Raw genomic sequence first — 16,825 nt, 5'->3', positions numbered from 1 at the left:
ACCTCCACCTCGTTGTGGCTGCGAACTGCACCTCGCCGAGGGGATACCCCCGCGCGAACGGCCCAGTTCGGCGTTTCCCCTGTCGTGGCGGGAATTCACCCGGCCAGGTGGCAGGATGCGGTGATGGACACGCGGCGGAGGAACAACGTGACCGTCATCGGTCGCGAGGACGGTCCGACCGTGCTGCTCGCCCACGGCTTCGGCTGCGACCAGAACCTGTGGAGACTGGTGGCGCCGGCGCTGGCCGAGCAGTTCCGCGTCGTGCTGTTCGACTACGTCGGATCGGGCAAATCCGACATCGCCGCGTGGTCACCACAGCGCTACTCCACGCTCGACGGCTACGCCGAGGACGTTCTGGACATCTGCGCCGAACTCGACCTGCGCGACGTCGTGCTGGTCGGGCACTCGGTCAGCGCGATGATCGCCGTGCTCGCCGCCAACCGCGAACCGGCGCGGTTCGCCAAGCTCGTGCTGCTCACCCCGTCGCCCTGTTACCTCGACGACGGCGACTACCGCGGCGGTTTCTCCCGCGCGGACATCGACGAGCTGCTCGACTCGCTGGAGTCGAACTACCTCGGCTGGTCCGCGGCGATGGCACCGGTCATCGCCGGCAACCCTGACCGTCCCGAGGTCGCCGGTGAGCTGGAGGACTCGTTCTGCCGCACCGATCCGGCGATCGCGCGGGTGTTCGCGCGCACCACGTTCCTGTCGGACAACCGGGCGGACCTCGCGGACGTCACCGTGCCCACCGCGGTGGTGCAGTGCGCGGCGGACGCGATCGCGCCGCCCGAGGTGGGCCAGTTCGTCCACGACCAGATCCGGGACAGCGTCCTGGTGACGCTGGACGCGACCGGGCACTGCCCGCAGCTGAGCGACCCGGAGCAGACCACGGCGGCGATCGCCGGGTTCGCGGGTGCCCGGTGATCAGCCAGGCTGACGACGCCCGCGAGAACTTCGCGGACCTCTACGAGCACGCGCCGTGCGGCTACCTGTCCACGTCGATGGACGGCACGATCACCAAGGTCAACGGAACGCTGCTGGGGTGGCTCGGCATCGGGCGCGACGAGCTGGTCGGGCGGCGCCGGTTCGCCGACCTGCTCACCGTCGGCGGTCGCATCTACCACGAGACGCACTTCGCGCCGATGCTGCGCATGCACGGTGAAGCAGGCGGCATCGCGCTGGAACTGGTGCGCGCCGACGGCACCCGGTTGCCGGTGCTGGTGAGCTCGACCGTCAAGACGAGCGCGAGCGGCGCCGCCGAGCTGATCCGCACCACCGTCTTCGACGCGCACGACCGGCGCTCCTACGAGCAGGAGCTGCTGCGGGCCCTGCAGGTGGCCGAACGGGAACGCGATCGGGTGCAGCTGCTGGCCACGACGTTGCAACGCACCCTGTTGCCGCCCTCGCTGCCGCACATTCCCGGCATGGACGTCGCGGCCTACTACCACCCGGCCTCGGCGGACGAGGTCGGCGGCGACTTCTACGACCTCTTCCCGCTGGCCGACGGCACCTGGGCGTTCTTCCTCGGCGACGTGTCCGGCAAGGGCGCGGAGGCCGCCGTGGTCACGTCGCTGGCCCGCTACACGCTGCGCGCCGCCGCCGTGTACGACCCGCGTCCGGTCGCCGTGCTGGAGCACCTCAACACGGTGCTCATCCAGGAGCAGATCAGCACCACGCCACGCTTCTGCACCGCCATCCACGGCCTGCTGGAGCCGGCCGACGGCGGCGCCACGATCACGCTCGCCGGCGGTGGGCACCCACCCGCGCTGCTGATCCGCCACCACGGCGCGGCCGAGCTGCTCACGATCCGCGGCGGTCAGCTGATCGGCGCGCTGCCCGGCGCGCGGTTCGCCGAGCTCCAGGTGCACCTGCGGCCCGGCGACACGCTGCTGCTCTACTCCGACGGCCTGACCGAGGCCAGGACCCACGGCCGCGTCCGCTACGACGAGGAGGAACTGCGCGACTTCGCCGACGCCCTCGACGTCAGCAGCGCGACCGAGACCGTGGCCGCCGTGTCCAAGCTCCTCGCGGGCTTCGGCGTCGACGACGACACCGCGCTGCTCGCGCTGAGCGTCAACCTCGACGAGGAAAGCCGGTCATGACCACGTTCACCGTCCTCACCAGCGACACCCCGGCCGGACCGGTGCTCGAACTCGCCGGAGACCTCGACGACGCCACCGCTCCCCTGGCCCTCCAGGCGGTCAAGGCCCTCACCCCACGAGCGGGCCAGCAGGTGGTCGTCGACCTGACAGGACTGCGGTTCTGCGACTCCAGCGGCATCTCCACGCTGATCGCCGCCCACAACCTGGCGCACGCGGCCGACGCCGGCATCGCGCTGGCGGGCGTGCCCCGCCACCTCACCCGCACCCTGGCGCTCGTCGGGCTGGGCGACTTCTTCGTCACCCATCCCACCGCCGCGCAGGCCCAGGCCGCCTGGGCGGAACCGCCTGGCGAGTGAGTGGCATCTGGCCCCTCGACGTGCGTCGGCCCGTTCGGGACAATCGTGACCTCGCGCGGGTTCCGACCAGGTGACGGAGGCTGAACGGCGGCACGCGGGCGCGAGCCGTAAGCTGAGTGAGTTGATCCTGATGCGATCGTGCAAGGCGTGGGCCTAGACCTCGCTACGTCCAGGAAAGACTGGAAGCAGTCGACGTGGTGGAGGAAGCTGTGCCAGCCGTGAATGATCTGCCTTTTCCCGGTGGTGTGATCACCGGTGCGCGAACCTGACAGACCCCGTCAGGCACTGAGTCATGCGCGCGCGACGGTGATGGCCGCGCTGCGCGACAGCGAGAGCAAACTCGACACGCTGGCGCGCGTTGTTCGCGCGTGCGTGGACGTGCTGCCGGTCGACGGCGCCTCCATCTCGGTGATGAGCGGTCCGCGCGAGCGGGAGACCTTGTACGCCAGCGACGAGATCGCGGCGCAGATCGAGGACGTGCAGTTCAGCCTGGGCGAGGGTCCGTGCTTCGAGGCGTTCTCCACGCGCAGGCCCGTGCTGGTCCCCGACCTGCCCCAGGCATCGATCGTGGAATGGCCGGTGTTCGCCACGGCGATCGCCACCCTGCCCATCGGCGCGATCTTCGCGTTCCCGTTGCAGGCGGGCGCGATCGGTATCGGCGCGGTCGATCTGTACCGCCGTCGGCCCGGCTGGTTGTCTGGCGACGAACTCGCTGTGGCGCTGGAAGTCGTCGACCTCGTGACCGCGGTACTGCTCGGGCTGCTGCTGGGCGAAGCCGGTGACGTCGACGGGTTCCAGGGTGTGCTGTCGCCGGGACGGGAGCAGGTGCACCAGGCGACCGGCATGCTCATCGCGGCCTTCGACATCTCGGCGGAAGAGGCTCTGGCCCGGCTGCGGGGCTACGCCTTCGTCATGGACAGGTCGCTGGACGACGTCGCCAAGGACATGGTGAGCCGCAGGTTGTCTCCGCTGGAACTGGGCAAATGATCGCGCAGGAGGTGTCGATGGCTACCCGGTGCGGGCAGCACTACCGTCGGACGAACATGACAGGAGCTGTTGATGAGCGGTAGCGCACCTTCCAGAACGGAGCGAGAATCCCGGCTGCTCCAGGCCTTCGTGCAACTGGCGGACACCCTCGTCGACGACTACGACGTGGTGGACGTGCTGCACCGGCTGGTCGACCACTGCGTTCAGCTGCTGGACGCGACGGCCGCCGGCCTGATGCTGTCCGACCAGCGCGGCGGTCTGCGGGTGGTGGCCTACTCGTCCGACCAGACTCGGATGCTCGAACTGTTCCAGCTCCAGGCCAGCGAAGGTCCCTGCCTGGAATGCGTCCAGACCGGCGAACCGGTGCTGGTCGCGGACCTGAAGACCGCGACAGAGCGCTGGCCCCGGTTCGCGCGGCTCGCCATCGAGGAGGGTTTCGCCTCCGTGCACGCGGTGCCGATGAGGTTGCGCCGCGAGACCATTGGCGCGTTGAACCTGTTCCGCCGCGAGACCGGCGCGCTGGGCGACGAGGACCTGCTGGTCGTGCGAGCGCTGGCGGACACCGCCACGATCGGGATCCTGCAGGAACGTGCCATCCGGCGCGGTGAGGTCGTCACCGAGCAGTTGCAGACGGCGCTGAACAGCCGGGTCGTCATCGAACAGGCCAAGGGCGTGCTCGCGTTCGCCGGAAACCTGGAGATGGAGAAGGCGTTCCAGGCGTTGCGCGACTACGCGCGCAACCGTGGCCGCCGGCTGGCCGACGTCGCGCGGGAACTCGTCCTCGGCGAGCTTCGCCCGGACGACCTCCTCACCTCGCAGCACCGTCCGATCGACGGATGACCGGGGTAACCTGGTCAGGCTGGTAGAAGCAGCAACCGCCCGGACCCGCGGTCTCGTCACCTCGTCGTGAGGAGATCACCGTGGCCGGCGGTATCGAGCCAATCGCGCTGACGCGGATGGGGATCGCGCTCGTCTCCGAGCACGCCAGCCCGCTGACGCCGCCCGGCGCGTTCGGCGCCGGAAGCCAGAACCTCCACGTGGCGGGGCTCGCGGCCGCGTTGTCCGCCCTCGGCCACCAGGTGGTCGTCTACACGCGGCGCGACCATCCCCACGTTCCGCAGCGCGTGCGCGCCGCTGACGGGTACGACGTGGTGCACGTGCCGGCCGGGCCCGCGAAGAAGCTGAACGGCGAGGAGGTCCTCGCCTACATCGGGGACTTCGTCGGATTCCTCAAGCTCACCTGGAAAGCGCGCCGTCCCGACGTCGTGCACGCCCACGGCTGGTTGTCCGGCATCGCGGCCGTGCTCAGCGCGCGGGACTTCCCGGTGCCGGTGGTGCAGACGTACCACTCGGTGGGCAGCGTGCCACTGCCCGACCGACAGACGAACGGTCCGGCATCGACCAAACGGCTGGCCGTCGAGCGGCTCGTCGGCCACGAGGTCGCCCGTGTGGTCGCGCTCTGTTCGACTGAAGCACGGGCCGTGCTGGGCATGGGGATAGACCGGGCGAAGCTCGCCGTGGTGCCCAGGGGTGTCGATCTCGACCTGTTCACCCCGAAACGGGAACCGGTGCGCCGGCTGCGGCCGCGCAAGATCGTTTCGGTCGGCAGGCTCCTGCCGCGCAAGGGATTCGACGCCACCATCCGCGCTCTGTCCACAGTGGAGGGAGCTGAGCTGGTGATCGCCGGCAGTGGCGCGCGGGGTGACGTCTACGGTGATCCGGAGACGAAGCGGCTGCTCGCGCTGGCACGCTCGTTGGGAGTCGGAGACCGGGTCGTGTTCGCGGGCCACGTGCCGTACGCCGAGTTGCCCGATCTGCTGCGGTCCGCGGACCTCGTGGCGTGCACCCCGCAGCACCAGTCGTCCGGTGGCGTGGCACTGGAAGCCATGGCATGTGGCATACCGGTCATCGCTACCGCGGTCGGAGGCCTCATCGACGCCGTCGTGGACGGGCTGACCGGCGTGCTGGTCCCGCCGGGGAAACCGGACGCGATCGGCAAGGCGCTGAGAGCGTTGTTCGCCGACAGCACGCATCGGGAACTGCTCAGCGTGAGCGGGCACGACCGTGCGCACGCGCGGTACTCGTGGCAGCGCGCCGCCACCGACCTGACGCGGAACTACGCCGCGGCGGGAGTCCGCCGATCGTCCTTTGTGGATGGACGTACCGCCACGAGAGGTAACGCTCTCGCTCCGCAGCGCGACAGCCGGTAGCCTGAACCCCGTTCAACCGCCCGGCCCCCGCGGACTCGTCACCTCGCTGTGAGGAGATCCACCGATGGGCAGGATCGCGCTGGTGTCCGAGCACGCCAGCCCGCTGACAGCACCCGGTCAGCTCGACGCGGGAAGCCAGAACGTCTACGTCGCCGCTCTTTCGGCCGCGTTGTGCGGCCTCGGTCACGAGGTCGTCGTCTACACCCGGCGCACCGCACCGCGTGTCCCGAGCCGGGTGCGCACCCAGGCCGGTTACGAGGTGGTCCACGTGCATTCCGGCCCGTCCAGAAAACTGGCCGAGGGCGAGGCCACCGCCCGCGTCACCGACTTCGCCCGGTTCCTGAGCACCGACTGGAACGCGAAACGGCCTGATGTCGTGCACGCACAAGGCTGGCTGTCCGGGATCACGGCGGTGCTGGGAGCCCGCACCAGGCAGGTGCCGGTGGTGCAGACGTTCCACACCCTGGGCTCCGCCGACCGGAGCCTGGCGGTCGAACGCCTGCTCGGCCAGGAGGTCGCCAGGGTGGTGGCCACCCACTCGGACGAGGCGGACGACGTGCTCAGGATGGGGATCTGCGAGTCGAAGGTGTCCGTGATTCCCCACGGCGTCGACTTGAAGTTGTTCACACCGCACGGTGCGATCGCGCCACGCGACCGCGCACGCCGCGTCGTGACGATCGGCCAGCTGGTTCCGCACCAGGGATTCGACGACCTGATCCGCGCATTGTCCACTGTGGAGGACACCGAGCTGGTGATCGCCGGCGGGTCCGCGAACGGACCGCTGCGCGGCGACCCGGAGGCGAGACGGCTGCGGACGCTCGCTCGTGCCCGCGGCGTCGCCGACCGGGTCACGTTCACCGGCCACCTGCGCCAGCGCGAACTGCCCGCCCTGCTGCGGTCGGCGGATGTCGTGGCCTGCACACCGTGGCACGAGTCGTTCGGCGTCACCGCGCTCGAAGCGATGGCCTGCGGTGTCCCCGTGGTGGTGACCGCCGTGGGAGGCCTGGTAGACGCCGTGGTCGACGACCGGACCGGCGTACGGGTCCCGCCGCGGGATCCGCCGGCGATCGCCGAGGCGTTGACAGCACTGCTCCGCAACGCCACCTGGCGCCGAGCGCTCGGCGTCGCGGGTCAGGAGAGGATTCGCGCGCGGTACTCCTGGGATCGCGTCGCCGCCGAACTGGTTCGGGTCTACGCCGCTGTCATGCGACCGTCATCCGAGGTGAACCGCGCCGACGAGCCGTGGGCGTAGTGTGAGCACCCCGAGGGGACTCGCGCATCGGTGGCCAAGCCGGTACCACCCCCGGAGCGTCAGAAACCCGCCCGGCTGGTCCGGACGGAGGCGGGAGAACCGAGATGATCTCGGGCCCGATCAGCGTCGACGTCGAACCGACCCCACTTCGCGGCCTGCGCCCACCGGCGACCGGCCCCGCCATCGCCGTTCTCCCGCTGAACCCGCCGTCCCCGGCGAAAGCGGCCGTGACACAGCACGCCTGACCGCCGTCTCCCGGCAGTCCTCTGTGGACTTCTGCTCGGCAGCCGATCCGAAAGGCCGTCCGCTTCATGGTTCGCACCTATGGCTTCATGAGCACGTATCCGCCAACACAATGCGGGCTCGCCACGTTCACCGCGTCTCTCCGGCGCCATCTGACCGCCGTCACCCCTGGCAGCGGAAGCCGGGTCGTCCGCGTTCTCGCGCACACGGACGCCGACACCGCGGCAACGCCGGCCGTGCACCCGATGCGTCCCGGCGCGGTGGAGGCCGCCGCCGATGTTCTCAACCGTTGTGACGTCGCGGTCGTCCAGCACGAGTACGGGATCTACGCCGGGCAGGACGGCGCGGAGGCGCTGAGCGTGCTCGTCCGGCTGCGGGTCCCGGTGATCGTCGTGCTGCACACGGTGCTCACCTCTCCCTCCCCCGGACAGCGTCAGGTGCTCGAGGCCGTCGTCGACCACGCCGGCGCCGTGGTCACCATGTCCGAAGCGGCGCGGAGCCGCCTCCTGGCGGGCTATGCGGTCGAACGGCCAGGCAAGGTCGTGGTGATTCCGCACGGCGCCGTCCCTTCCGCCAGATCCGCGCCCGGCACGCCCGGAGGCAGGCCGTTGATCCTCACCTGGGGCCTGCTCGGGCGCGGCAAGGGCGTCGAGTGGGGCATCGCGGCACTCGGCGCGCTGCGCGACCTGCGACCGCGCTACCTGGTGGCGGGGCAGACCCATCCCAAGGTGCTTGCCCACGAGGGCGAGGCGTACCGGACGCACCTGCGAGATCGCGCTGCCGCCGGTGGCGTCGCGAACCTGGTCGAGTTCGACCCCGCCTACCTCGAAACGGACGCGCTGGCGAACCTGGTCGGCCGGGCGGACGTCGTCCTGCTGCCGTACGACTCGTCCGAACAGGTCACCTCCGGCGTGCTCGTCGAAGCTCTCGCGGCACGGAAACCGGTGGTGGCGACGAGGTTCCCGCACGCGGTGGAGCTGCTGGCGGACGGCGCCGGTCTGCTGGTGCCGCACCGGGATCCCTCCGCCATCGCCGCGGCGCTGCGACGGGTGCTGACCGAACCCGGACTCGCCGCCGCGATGCGCGATCGCTCCGCCGACCTGGGTCCGGCGCTGAGCTGGCCCGCGGTGGCGAACCGCTATCGCCGGCTCGCCGGGGACCTGGTGGCGGACGAGCTGCTCACCGGCCGAGCGGTCGTGACGACGTGAGCGGCCCCGACTTCGCCCACCTGATCCGGCTCAGCGACGACACCGGCCTGTACGAGCACGCGGAAGGCCCGTTGCCGCGCCTGGAGCACGGCTACTGCCTCGACGACGTGGCCAGGGGCCTGGTCGTGCTGAGCCGTGAACCGCACCTGTCCGCCGACCTGACCGCGCTGGCGGAGCGCTACCTCGCCTTCATCGCCTACGCGCAGAGCGAGGACGGCCGCTTCCACAACCGGCTCGGCCCCGCCCGCGTCTGGCTGGACGAGCCGGGGCTGGGCGACTGGTGGGGACGCGCGCTGTGGGGGCTCGGCACCGCCGCCGCCCGCTCCCCCGTGCCCGCGGTCCGTCAGGCCGCGCTGGAGTGCTTCGACCGCGGCGCCCGGCACCGTCCGCCGTCGGTGCGCACGATGGCGTTCGCCGCGCTCGGGGCCGCGGAGGTGCTGAGCGCCGACCCCTTGCACGCCTCCGCCGCCGCGTTGCTCGGCGACGTCCCCTCGTACGTCGGTGAACCACGTCCCGACGAGAACTGGCCGTGGCCGGAGAACCGGTTGTTCTACGCCAACGCGGTGCTGCCGGAAGCGTTGATCGCCGCGGGCGACCTCCTCTCGGACGACAAGGTCCGCGACGACGGCCTGCGGCTCCTGGACTGGCTGCTGGCCGTGGAGTCCACGGACTTCCACCTCTCGCCGGTCCCGGCCGGCGGGTGGTCCCTCGGCGAGTCGCGTCCCGCGTTCGACCAGCAACCCGTCGAGGCCGCCGCGATGGCCGACGCCTGCGCCCGCGCCTACCGGATCACCGCCGACCCCAGGTGGCTCGCCGGGGTCCATCGTTCGATCGCCTGGTTCAACGGCGACAACGATCTCGGCACGCTGATGCACGACGAGCAGACCGGCGGCGGCTACGACGGCCTGACCCCGGACGGCCCCAACATCAACCAGGGCGCCGAGTCGACGCTGGCGCTGATCTCCACCATGCAACACCTGCGCACGCTCCTGGAGAGCACCGGATGAACGCCCGAGTCACGCGCAGTCCGCTGCGGCTGCGCCCGGACCCGCGACGGGTCATCACGAAGCTCTTCGTGCCGGGCGAGGAGGTTCCCGAGCACGAGTCGCGGTCCGCGGCCGTGATCCGGCGGGTGATGGCACTCGACGAGGACACCGCGTGCGCCGCGCTGGAACGCACGGTCCGCCTGTTCGCGGGACGGCACCGGGACGTCCGCGTGACCTTCGCGGACAACTTCGCGAGCGTGAGCCACCGGCTGCCGGAGGACTCCGGCCTGTCCGAGTCCCGCCGGTTGCTGATCGGCGCGTACTTCACCCACGAGTACGCCGTCGAGGGCGCCGCGCTGTGCAACCCGTCCATGGTCGCGCATCCGGACCAGAGCGGGACGGCGCCGGGACAGCTGCGGTTCGTGCTGAGCGTCCGCGGCATCGGCGAGGGGCACCTGTCCTCGATCGGCTTCCGGACCGGACTGGCCGGGCCAGGCGCTGTGCTCACCGTGGATCCGCCACCGGGCATCATCAGCACCGGCCTGCACCGGGACTCGATCTACGAGAAGAGCCTCTTCCAGGGCAAGCTCGCCGATCGCGGCCACGACGACGAGGTCTCCGCCGTGCTGAACCGGTGGCTGCCCGAGAAGTTCACCGGCGCCGAACTGGACGAGCTGCTGGCGGGCCTGCACCCGAAGCTGGTCGCCAGGCAGGCGGCTCACCGAACCGTCGAACTGGTCAGGTGGATCGCCGCGTGCAACTACACCACCGAGTTCCCGGAGGACTCGGTGGTGAGCGGGCGCGTGCTCTGGCCGATCGGCCCGTCCGAGCGCCACGGCATGGAGGACGCGAGGTTCGTCCTCTTCACCGACGACGACGGCGATCAGACCTACTACGCCACCTACACCGCGTACGACGGGGTCGACGTCGAGCCACAACTGTTGCAGACCAACGACTTCCGCACCTTCAGGGTGTCGCAGACGACGGGTTCCGCGGCACGCAACAAGGGCATGGCGCTGTTCCCCCGGCGGATCGGCGGAAGGTTCGCGGCGTTGTCCCGCGGAGACGGCGAGAGCACGGCCGTGACGACCACCGACGACATCCGGACGTGGAACGATCCCCGGCCGGTGGCGGTGCCGGCCAGGGACTGGGACCTCGTCCAGGTCGGCAACTGCGGTTCACCGATCGAGACGCCCGAGGGCTGGCTCGTGCTGACCCACGGCGTCGGGCCGATGCGGCTCTACTCGATGGGCGCGATGCTGCTCGACCTCGACGAGCCCTGGAAGGTGCTGGCCACGCTGGCGGAACCGTTGCTGGTACCCAGTTCCACCGAACGCGACGGATACGTGCCCAACGTCGTCTACTCGTGCGGTGGCCTGCTGCACGGCGACACGCTGGTGATCCCGTTCGGCGCGAGCGACGCGACCATCGGCCTGGCCACGACGTCAGTGAGCGCCCTGATCGACGCCATGGAGCGGTGACGGCGGCTCACCGACGAGGAGGTGCACGAACGTGCCCGACAGGCCGTAGCTGCTGACCCCGGCGATCGCCGGTCCGGTGCCCGGCCACGGTGTCGTGCTGGGCACCGGCGCGATGTTGAGGCCGGTCCAGTCCACCTGGGACGTGGGCCGGTCGCTGTGCAGGCTGGCGGGAACCGTGCGCTCCCGCACCGCGAACGCCGCCTTGACCAGCCCCGCCATCCCGCCCGCTGCCTCCGGATGGCCGATGTTGGTCTTGACCGATCCGACGAGGCACGGTTCGGCGCGGTGCACGCCGATGGTGGCGCCGATGGCCTGCAGTTCGAGCCGGTCGCCCGCCGGAGCCGCGTTGCCGTGCGCCTCGACGTACCCGATGGCGGCCGGGGTGATGCCCGCGACGGCCGCCGCGCGGGAGATCACCTGCACGTAGCCCTCCACGGACGGCGCGATGACCGCCTTGGCGGTACGGCCTTTGCTGGCCTGTGCGCTACCGAGGATGAGCGCGTGGATCCTGTCGCCGTCCGCCTGTGCCTGCGAAAGCCGTTTGAGTACAACGACTCCAGCACCGTCCGCGCGCACGAAACCGTCGGCGTCCTCGTGGCCGAAGCGACAGCGGCCCGAGGAGGACAGCATGCCGGCTGCGGCGTAGCCGTCGGTGTGGTCGGTGCCGAGCACGAGGCTGACACCTCCGGCGAGTGCCGTGTCGCACTCGCCGGTGCGCAGGCTCTGGCAGGCCAGGTGGACGGCGAGCGTGCCGGACGAGCAGGCCGCGTCGACGGTGGCGCAGGGACCGCGCAGGTCCCAGGCGTAGCTGATGCGGCCCGACGCCATGCCCCGCGCGGCGGCAGTCGCGATCGCGTACATGTCCACAGTGGTCTCACCGTGCAGGCGGTCCCAGTGTTCACCGGTGCTCTGTCCCATGAACACGCCGACGTCCTGGCCCGCGATCACCTCGTCCCGCAGTCCGGCGTCGGCCAGCGCGTCACGAGCGCAGGACAGCAGCATCCGGTGCTGCGGGTCGAGGGTGGCGTTCTCCCGTTCGGTGACGAAGTAGTCCTCCGGCGCGAACTCCGGCGCGTCGTCGGCGAACCGGCCGGTGGTCACCGCGTCGACCTCGCCGCGCACCAGTTCCCAGAGCCGCCGGGGGCTGTCCGCGCCGGGGAAGCGGCAGCCCATGCCGACGATCGCGATCGGCTCGCAGGTGTTCATCAAGATCTCTCCGTCATCACTTCGGGTGTCCTAATTGGACCATCAGTCGATCTTGCTGCTCTCATTGGCCCGTTCCTGATCATCGATCGAAAGAACCGTGAGCCGATGTGCGGCATCGCAGGCTGGGCCGATCTCGTCCACCCCTCCCCCGGGATGCACTTACGCGTCCAGCGGATGAACGACGCCGTGGCGTCACGCGGACCTGACGGAGACGGCGTCTGGTCAGGTCCCCACGCGGTGCTCGGTCACCGCCGCCTCGCCGTGCTGGACCCGGCGCACGGGCAGCAGCCGATGGTCTTCACCGACGACGGCGACGAACCGGTCGTGGCGCTGACCTACAGCGGTGAGGTCTACAACCACCGCGAACTGCGCGACGAACTGGAGCGGCGCGGACACAAGTTCCGCACCGGCACCGACACCGAGGTCGTCCTGCACGCCTACCTGGAGTGGGGCACGGACGCGGCCTCCCACCTCAACGGCATGTACGCCTTCGCCGTCTGGGACCACCTGCGCGGCCGCCTCGTCCTGGTCCGCGACCGCCTCGGCGTCAAACCCCTGCACTACACGCGGCACGGCGCCGGCCTGCTCTTCGCCTCCGAGCCCAAGAGCCTGTTCGCCAGCGGTCTGGTCACCCCGTCGGCGAGCACGGACGGGCTGCGGGACTTCCTCGCGTCCGTGCACACTCCGGGAACGAGCCTCTTCCAGGGCGTGCACGAGGTCCGGCCGGGCACCGTCGTGATCCTCGACGCGAACGGCGTGCACGAGCAGCGCTACTGGCAGCTGGAAGCACATCCGCACCACGAGGACGTCGGCGCGACGGTCACGAACGTCGCCGATCTCCTGGAGGACATCACCACGCGCCACATCCAGGCCGACGTCCCGCTCGGCGCCCTGCTCTCCGGCGGACTGGACTCCAGCGCACTCGTCGCGCTCGGTCAGCGCGCGTCGAGGCGGAGTGGAATGCCGCCGTTGCGGACGTTCTCCGTCGACTTCGCGGGCGACCACTTCACCGGCACCGGCCTGCGGTCCACTCCGGACGGTCCGTTCGTGCGCGATGTCGTGGCGCACTGCGGTACCGACCACCGCGACATCGTCCTGGACGCCGCCGATCTGACCGATCCCCGGCACCGGCAGGCCGTGGTGGCCGCCAAGGACGCGCCCGCGCTCGGCGACCTGGACGTCTCGCTCTACCTGCTGTTCCGCGCGGTGCGCGAGCACACCACCGTGGTGATCTCCGGCGAGAGCGCGGACGAGGTCTTCGGTGGCTACCCGTGGTTCCACGAGACCGATCGCGTCGGCGCCCACGACTACCCGTGGCGGTACTTCACCGGGCACAGCGGTACCTACCAGGCGTTGCTGCGCGACGACGTCACGACCGAACTCGGGATCGCCGCGCATCGCGAGGCGCACTACCGCCAGGCCCTCGCCGAGGTGCCCCGGCTCGCGGGCGAGACCGGCGGCAGGATGCGCGAGGTGCTGTACCTGCACCTCACCCGCTGGCTGCCACACCTGCTCGACCGCAAGGACAGGCTCAGCATGGCCGTGGGGCTGGAGGTGCGCGTGCCGTTCTGCGACCACCGGCTCGTCGAGTACGCGTTCAACGCGCCGTGGACGCACCACATCTCGGACGGCCGCGAGAAATCCCTGCTGCGCGCCGCGGTGGCTCCCCTGCTGCCCGCGAGCGTGATCGGCCGCACCAAGGCGCCCTACCCGATCACGCACGACCCGGCGTACCACCGGATGATCTCCGGGCAGGCGCACGACCTGCTCGCCACCCCGTCGGCCCCGGTGTGGACCCTGCTGGAGCCCGCGCGCCTGCGGGACCGGCTGGAGCGACCGGCCACCGACCACGCCACCCGTTCCGGCATCGACTTCGCTCTCAACCTCGATCTGTGGCTGCGCGCCATACGACCCTGATAACACCCAGCAGGGTTTCGCCATCGCGCGATTCCGGGTAGACACCAGGTTCCGGCGCTTCGGCACCGCTGCCAGCGCCGGCCCCTTCCCGTTCGCCCGAGACCCCGGCGGCATCGACGAGATCGCCGTCCCGGAGGTTCGCGACGTGAGCACGACTACCAGCACCGCACAGCCACTGCTGGCGGGCGAGAACTCCCCGTTCGAGAGATTCCTGATCAAGCTCTTCACGGTGGTGCCGGCACTGGCACTGGCCGCCGCGGTCCCGCTCGCGTGGGGCTGGGGCCTGGGCTGGACCGACGTCGGCATCGCCCTCTTCTTCTACTCCTTCACCAGCCTCGGCGTGACGATCGGCTTTCACCGCTACCTCACCCACGGCGCGTTCAAAGCCAACCGGGCACTGCGGATCGCCCTCGCGGTCAGCGGCAGCATGTCGATGCAGGGGCCGCTCATCGGCTGGGTCGCCGACCACCGCCGGCACCACGCCTTCGCCGACCGCGAGGGCGACCCGCACTCCCCCTGGTTGTTCGGCACGTCGATCGGCGCGCTGGCCAAGGGTTTCTGGCACGCCCACCTGGGCTGGATGTTCCGCCGCGACCTGACCAACGCCGCCCGCTTCGCGCCCGACCTGCTCGCCGATCCCAACATCCAGCGCGTCAACCGGCTGTTCCCCGTGCTGACGGCCGTCACGCTGGTGGCGCCCGCCGTGGCGGGCGGGCTGATCAGCTGGAGCTGGTGGGGTGCGGTCACCGCGTTCTTCTGGGCGAGTCTCGTGCGGGTGGCCGTGCTGCACCACGTCACGTGGTCGGTCAACTCCATCTGCCACATGATCGGCGACCGGCCGTTCGAGGCGCGCGACAAGTCCGCGAACTTCTGGCCGCTCGCGATCCTGTCCATGGGCGAGTCCTGGCACAACTCCCACCACGCAGACCCCACCTGCGCACGGCACGGCGTCCGCCGTGGTCAGATCGACATCTCCGCGCGGCTGATCCGGGTGTTCGAGATCTTCGGCTGGGCCACCGCCGTCCGCTGGCCGCGGCCGGAGCGGCTGGCGCGCAAGCTGAAGGCGTCCGGTGACGTCCGAACGGCGGCGTAACCCGGGATTGCGGAGCACTAAGATCAACCGTGAGCCTGGCCCAGGTCAGGTGAGAGAGCGACACCCGCCCCGGCCCCCGGCGGTGCCACTTCCACCACCACTGGTCTGGGGTGTTGCCTGCCATGATCGGTCTCGCCGACGTCACTCGTCTGGAAGAGGACATCCGCGCCCTGCGCGAACTGGACTACCGCCACGGCGGCGAATCCTGCCTGGACCGGGTGCGGCGGCGGATCCGCGACAACCTCCCGTTGCTCACCGCGCCGGCGGCCGCGGAGGTGCGGCAACGACTGCACGTCGCCATGGCCGACCTGCGGAACCTGGCCGGGTGGGTCTGCTTCGACGCCGGACTGGTCACCAACGCGCACAACCACTTCTCGCACGCGCTCGCGCTCGCCGGGATCGCCGGGGACGACGGGTTGATCGCCAACGTGTGCTACCGCCTCGGACGGGTCTACCTGCACCACGGGCACCTCGACGAGGCGCTGCGGTACTTCGACCTCGGCCGGATCGCGGCCTCCCGGTCCGGTGACCGGCTCGCCGCCGGCATCATCTCGGTCAACTCGGCCTGGGCGTGCGCGAAGAAGGGCGACGAACACGGCGCGCTCACGTTGCTCGACCGCGGTCGTGAGCAGTTCACCGCCTCGAACCGCACCGAGGTGGCCGAGTGGGCCCGGTTCTTCACCGAGTCCGACCTGTCGGCCATGGCGGGGGCGGTGCACACGACCCTGGCGGGCACGGCGGGCAGGCACCACGCGCGGACCGCGGTTCCGTTGCTCCACACGGCGGTCAACGGCTACGGCGAGGACATGGCCCGCAGCCGGATCCTCAGCCTGGTCCTGTTGTCCACCGACCAGTTGATCGAGGGGGACGTCGAGGTCGGGGTCGGCACCGGGCTGCGGGCGCTGGACTCCGCCGCCGCTGTAGGGTCGGCCCGCATGCGCGACCGCTTCCGCCCGCTCGCCCTCCAGGCGCGCAGGCACCACGACCACGCCGGCGCACTCGACCTCGCCGAGCGGATAGACGCCCGCACCACCCGGCCGGACGCGCTGTGAGCGGTGAACGGCTCGCGAAAGTGCTGGCACGCCTCACCGGCGACACGGCTCATCGCGATGTCGCGATGCCCAGCGAGGCGGCGTGTGAAGCGAGCGTGGCGTTGCTCGGGGTGAGCGGCGCTCAGCTGACATTGACGCGCGGCACGGGCCGGACTGCGTACAACTACGCCACGAACCAGACCGGCACGCTCCTCGAGAACATGCGGTTCATCCTCGGTGAGGGGCCGTGCGAGCATTCTCTGCGGTCCGGCTCACCTGTTCTGGTTGAAGACCTGGACTCCTGGGAAAACCATCAGCGGTGGCCGCTGTTCACGCTGTCCGCCGGCGCGACCGGGGCGCGGGCGGTTTTCGTGTTCCCGTTGCGCAGCGGCGCGATCCATCTGGGCGCGCTCGTGCTCCACAGGACGAGCCCGGGGCCGTTGACCTCAGAACAGGTGGCCGACGCGCAGGTCGTGACCGACGTCGTCATGTCGTTGGTGCTGGACGAGTTGACCCGCGTCCACGTCGAAGTTCCCCCGCCGACTGGAATGCCGCTCCGCCAGGCCGAAGTGCACCAGGCCATCGGGATGTTGTCCGTCCAGTTGGGAGTGAGCATGGACGAGGCGCTGGTGCGGCTGCGCGCGCACTCGTTCGCGCACGACAGGCCGGTCGTCGAGGTCGCTCGCGACGTCGTCACCCGGCACCTGCGACTGAGTCCGGACGGCCGGTTCGATCCCCGATGATCCTGCCGCC

General features: G+C 70.6%; 16 protein-coding genes. 15 read left to right on the top strand and 1 reads right to left on the bottom strand.

All coding sequences use genetic code 11. The features are described 5' to 3' along the window. Positions 1 to 147: 147 nt before the first annotated feature. The 11 genes from OG205_RS07140 to OG205_RS07090 all read left to right on the top strand — a co-directional run bounded on the left by OG205_RS07140 (position 148) and on the right by OG205_RS07090 (position 10,825). Positions 148 to 924, top strand: coding sequence for an alpha/beta fold hydrolase (locus tag OG205_RS07140; RefSeq protein ID WP_330275446.1), 777 nt, complete (start codon positions 148 to 150; stop codon positions 922 to 924). Continuing rightward, the gene (locus tag OG205_RS07135) at positions 921 to 2,102 is read left to right on the top strand and encodes a PP2C family protein-serine/threonine phosphatase (RefSeq protein ID WP_330275445.1); all 1,182 of its coding nucleotides are present in this window, start codon (positions 921 to 923) and stop codon (positions 2,100 to 2,102) included. The genes OG205_RS07140 and OG205_RS07135 overlap by 4 nt, the downstream gene beginning before the upstream one ends. Continuing rightward, positions 2,099 to 2,458 (top strand): STAS domain-containing protein, encoded by a 360-nt coding sequence (locus OG205_RS07130; RefSeq protein ID WP_330275444.1) that lies wholly within the window; start codon positions 2,099 to 2,101, stop codon positions 2,456 to 2,458. Before OG205_RS07135 ends, OG205_RS07130 begins: the two co-directional genes overlap by 4 nt. Positions 2,459 to 2,713: 255 nt before the next feature. Beyond that, on the top strand, positions 2,714 to 3,445 hold the full coding sequence (locus OG205_RS07125; RefSeq protein WP_330275443.1) for a GAF and ANTAR domain-containing protein: 732 nt from the start codon (positions 2,714 to 2,716) through the stop codon (positions 3,443 to 3,445). Positions 3,446 to 3,517: 72 nt separating this feature from the next. Further along, on the top strand, positions 3,518 to 4,285 hold the full coding sequence (locus tag OG205_RS07120) for a GAF and ANTAR domain-containing protein (RefSeq protein WP_330275442.1): 768 nt from the start codon (positions 3,518 to 3,520) through the stop codon (positions 4,283 to 4,285). Positions 4,286 to 4,365: 80 nt separating this feature from the next. Beyond that, positions 4,366 to 5,655, top strand: a complete 1,290-nt coding sequence (locus tag OG205_RS07115) for a glycosyltransferase (RefSeq protein WP_330275441.1) — start codon at positions 4,366 to 4,368, stop codon at positions 5,653 to 5,655. Positions 5,656 to 5,719: 64 nt separating this feature from the next. Next, positions 5,720 to 6,907: a glycosyltransferase gene (locus tag OG205_RS07110; protein WP_330275440.1), complete on the top strand. Its 1,188-nt coding sequence runs from the start codon at positions 5,720 to 5,722 to the stop codon at positions 6,905 to 6,907. A gap of 104 nt (positions 6,908 to 7,011) precedes the next feature. Next, positions 7,012 to 7,152, top strand: a complete 141-nt coding sequence (locus OG205_RS07105; protein ID WP_330275439.1) for a hypothetical protein — start codon at positions 7,012 to 7,014, stop codon at positions 7,150 to 7,152. Between the two features lie 87 nt (positions 7,153 to 7,239). After that, entirely contained in the window at positions 7,240 to 8,358 is a 1,119-nt protein-coding gene (locus OG205_RS07100; protein WP_330275438.1) for a glycosyltransferase, read from the top strand. Continuing rightward, a complete protein-coding gene (locus OG205_RS07095) occupies positions 8,355 to 9,365 on the top strand; it encodes a hypothetical protein (protein ID WP_330275437.1) in 1,011 nt (336 codons plus the stop codon). The genes OG205_RS07100 and OG205_RS07095 overlap by 4 nt, the downstream gene beginning before the upstream one ends. Next, the gene (locus OG205_RS07090) at positions 9,362 to 10,825 is read left to right on the top strand and encodes a glycoside hydrolase family 130 protein (RefSeq protein ID WP_330275436.1); all 1,464 of its coding nucleotides are present in this window, start codon (positions 9,362 to 9,364) and stop codon (positions 10,823 to 10,825) included. The genes OG205_RS07095 and OG205_RS07090 overlap by 4 nt, the downstream gene beginning before the upstream one ends. On the opposite strand, the gene OG205_RS07085 is transcribed toward OG205_RS07090, so the two are convergent. Continuing rightward, positions 10,790 to 12,031: a beta-ketoacyl [acyl carrier protein] synthase domain-containing protein gene (locus tag OG205_RS07085; protein ID WP_330275435.1), complete on the bottom strand. Its 1,242-nt coding sequence runs from the start codon at positions 12,029 to 12,031 to the stop codon at positions 10,790 to 10,792. The two genes, OG205_RS07090 and OG205_RS07085, sit on opposite strands and share 36 nt — an antisense overlap. Positions 12,032 to 12,136: 105 nt before the next feature. Between OG205_RS07085 and asnB the strand changes: the two genes are divergently transcribed. The 4 genes from asnB (at position 12,137) to OG205_RS07065 (ending at position 16,815) form a co-directional block, all read left to right on the top strand. After that, positions 12,137 to 13,948 carry an asparagine synthase (glutamine-hydrolyzing) gene (gene asnB / locus OG205_RS07080; RefSeq protein ID WP_330275434.1) on the top strand — a complete coding sequence of 604 codons (1,812 nt, stop codon included), beginning with the start codon at positions 12,137 to 12,139 and terminating at the stop codon, positions 13,946 to 13,948. Between the two features lie 145 nt (positions 13,949 to 14,093). Beyond that, a complete protein-coding gene (locus OG205_RS07075; protein ID WP_330275433.1) occupies positions 14,094 to 15,041 on the top strand; it encodes an acyl-CoA desaturase in 948 nt (315 codons plus the stop codon). 122 nt (positions 15,042 to 15,163) lie between these two features. Then, positions 15,164 to 16,093, top strand: coding sequence for a hypothetical protein (locus OG205_RS07070; protein WP_330275432.1), 930 nt, complete (start codon positions 15,164 to 15,166; stop codon positions 16,091 to 16,093). Then, a complete protein-coding gene (locus OG205_RS07065; protein WP_330275431.1) occupies positions 16,090 to 16,815 on the top strand; it encodes a GAF and ANTAR domain-containing protein in 726 nt (241 codons plus the stop codon). The genes OG205_RS07070 and OG205_RS07065 overlap by 4 nt, the downstream gene beginning before the upstream one ends. Positions 16,816 to 16,825 lie beyond the last annotated feature (10 nt).

Origin of the sequence: Lentzea sp. NBC_00516, from assembly GCF_036346835.1 — a bacterium.
GTDB lineage: Bacteria > Actinomycetota > Actinomycetes > Mycobacteriales > Pseudonocardiaceae > Lentzea > Lentzea sokolovensis.
This window is presented reverse-complemented; position numbering and strand designations above follow the sequence as displayed.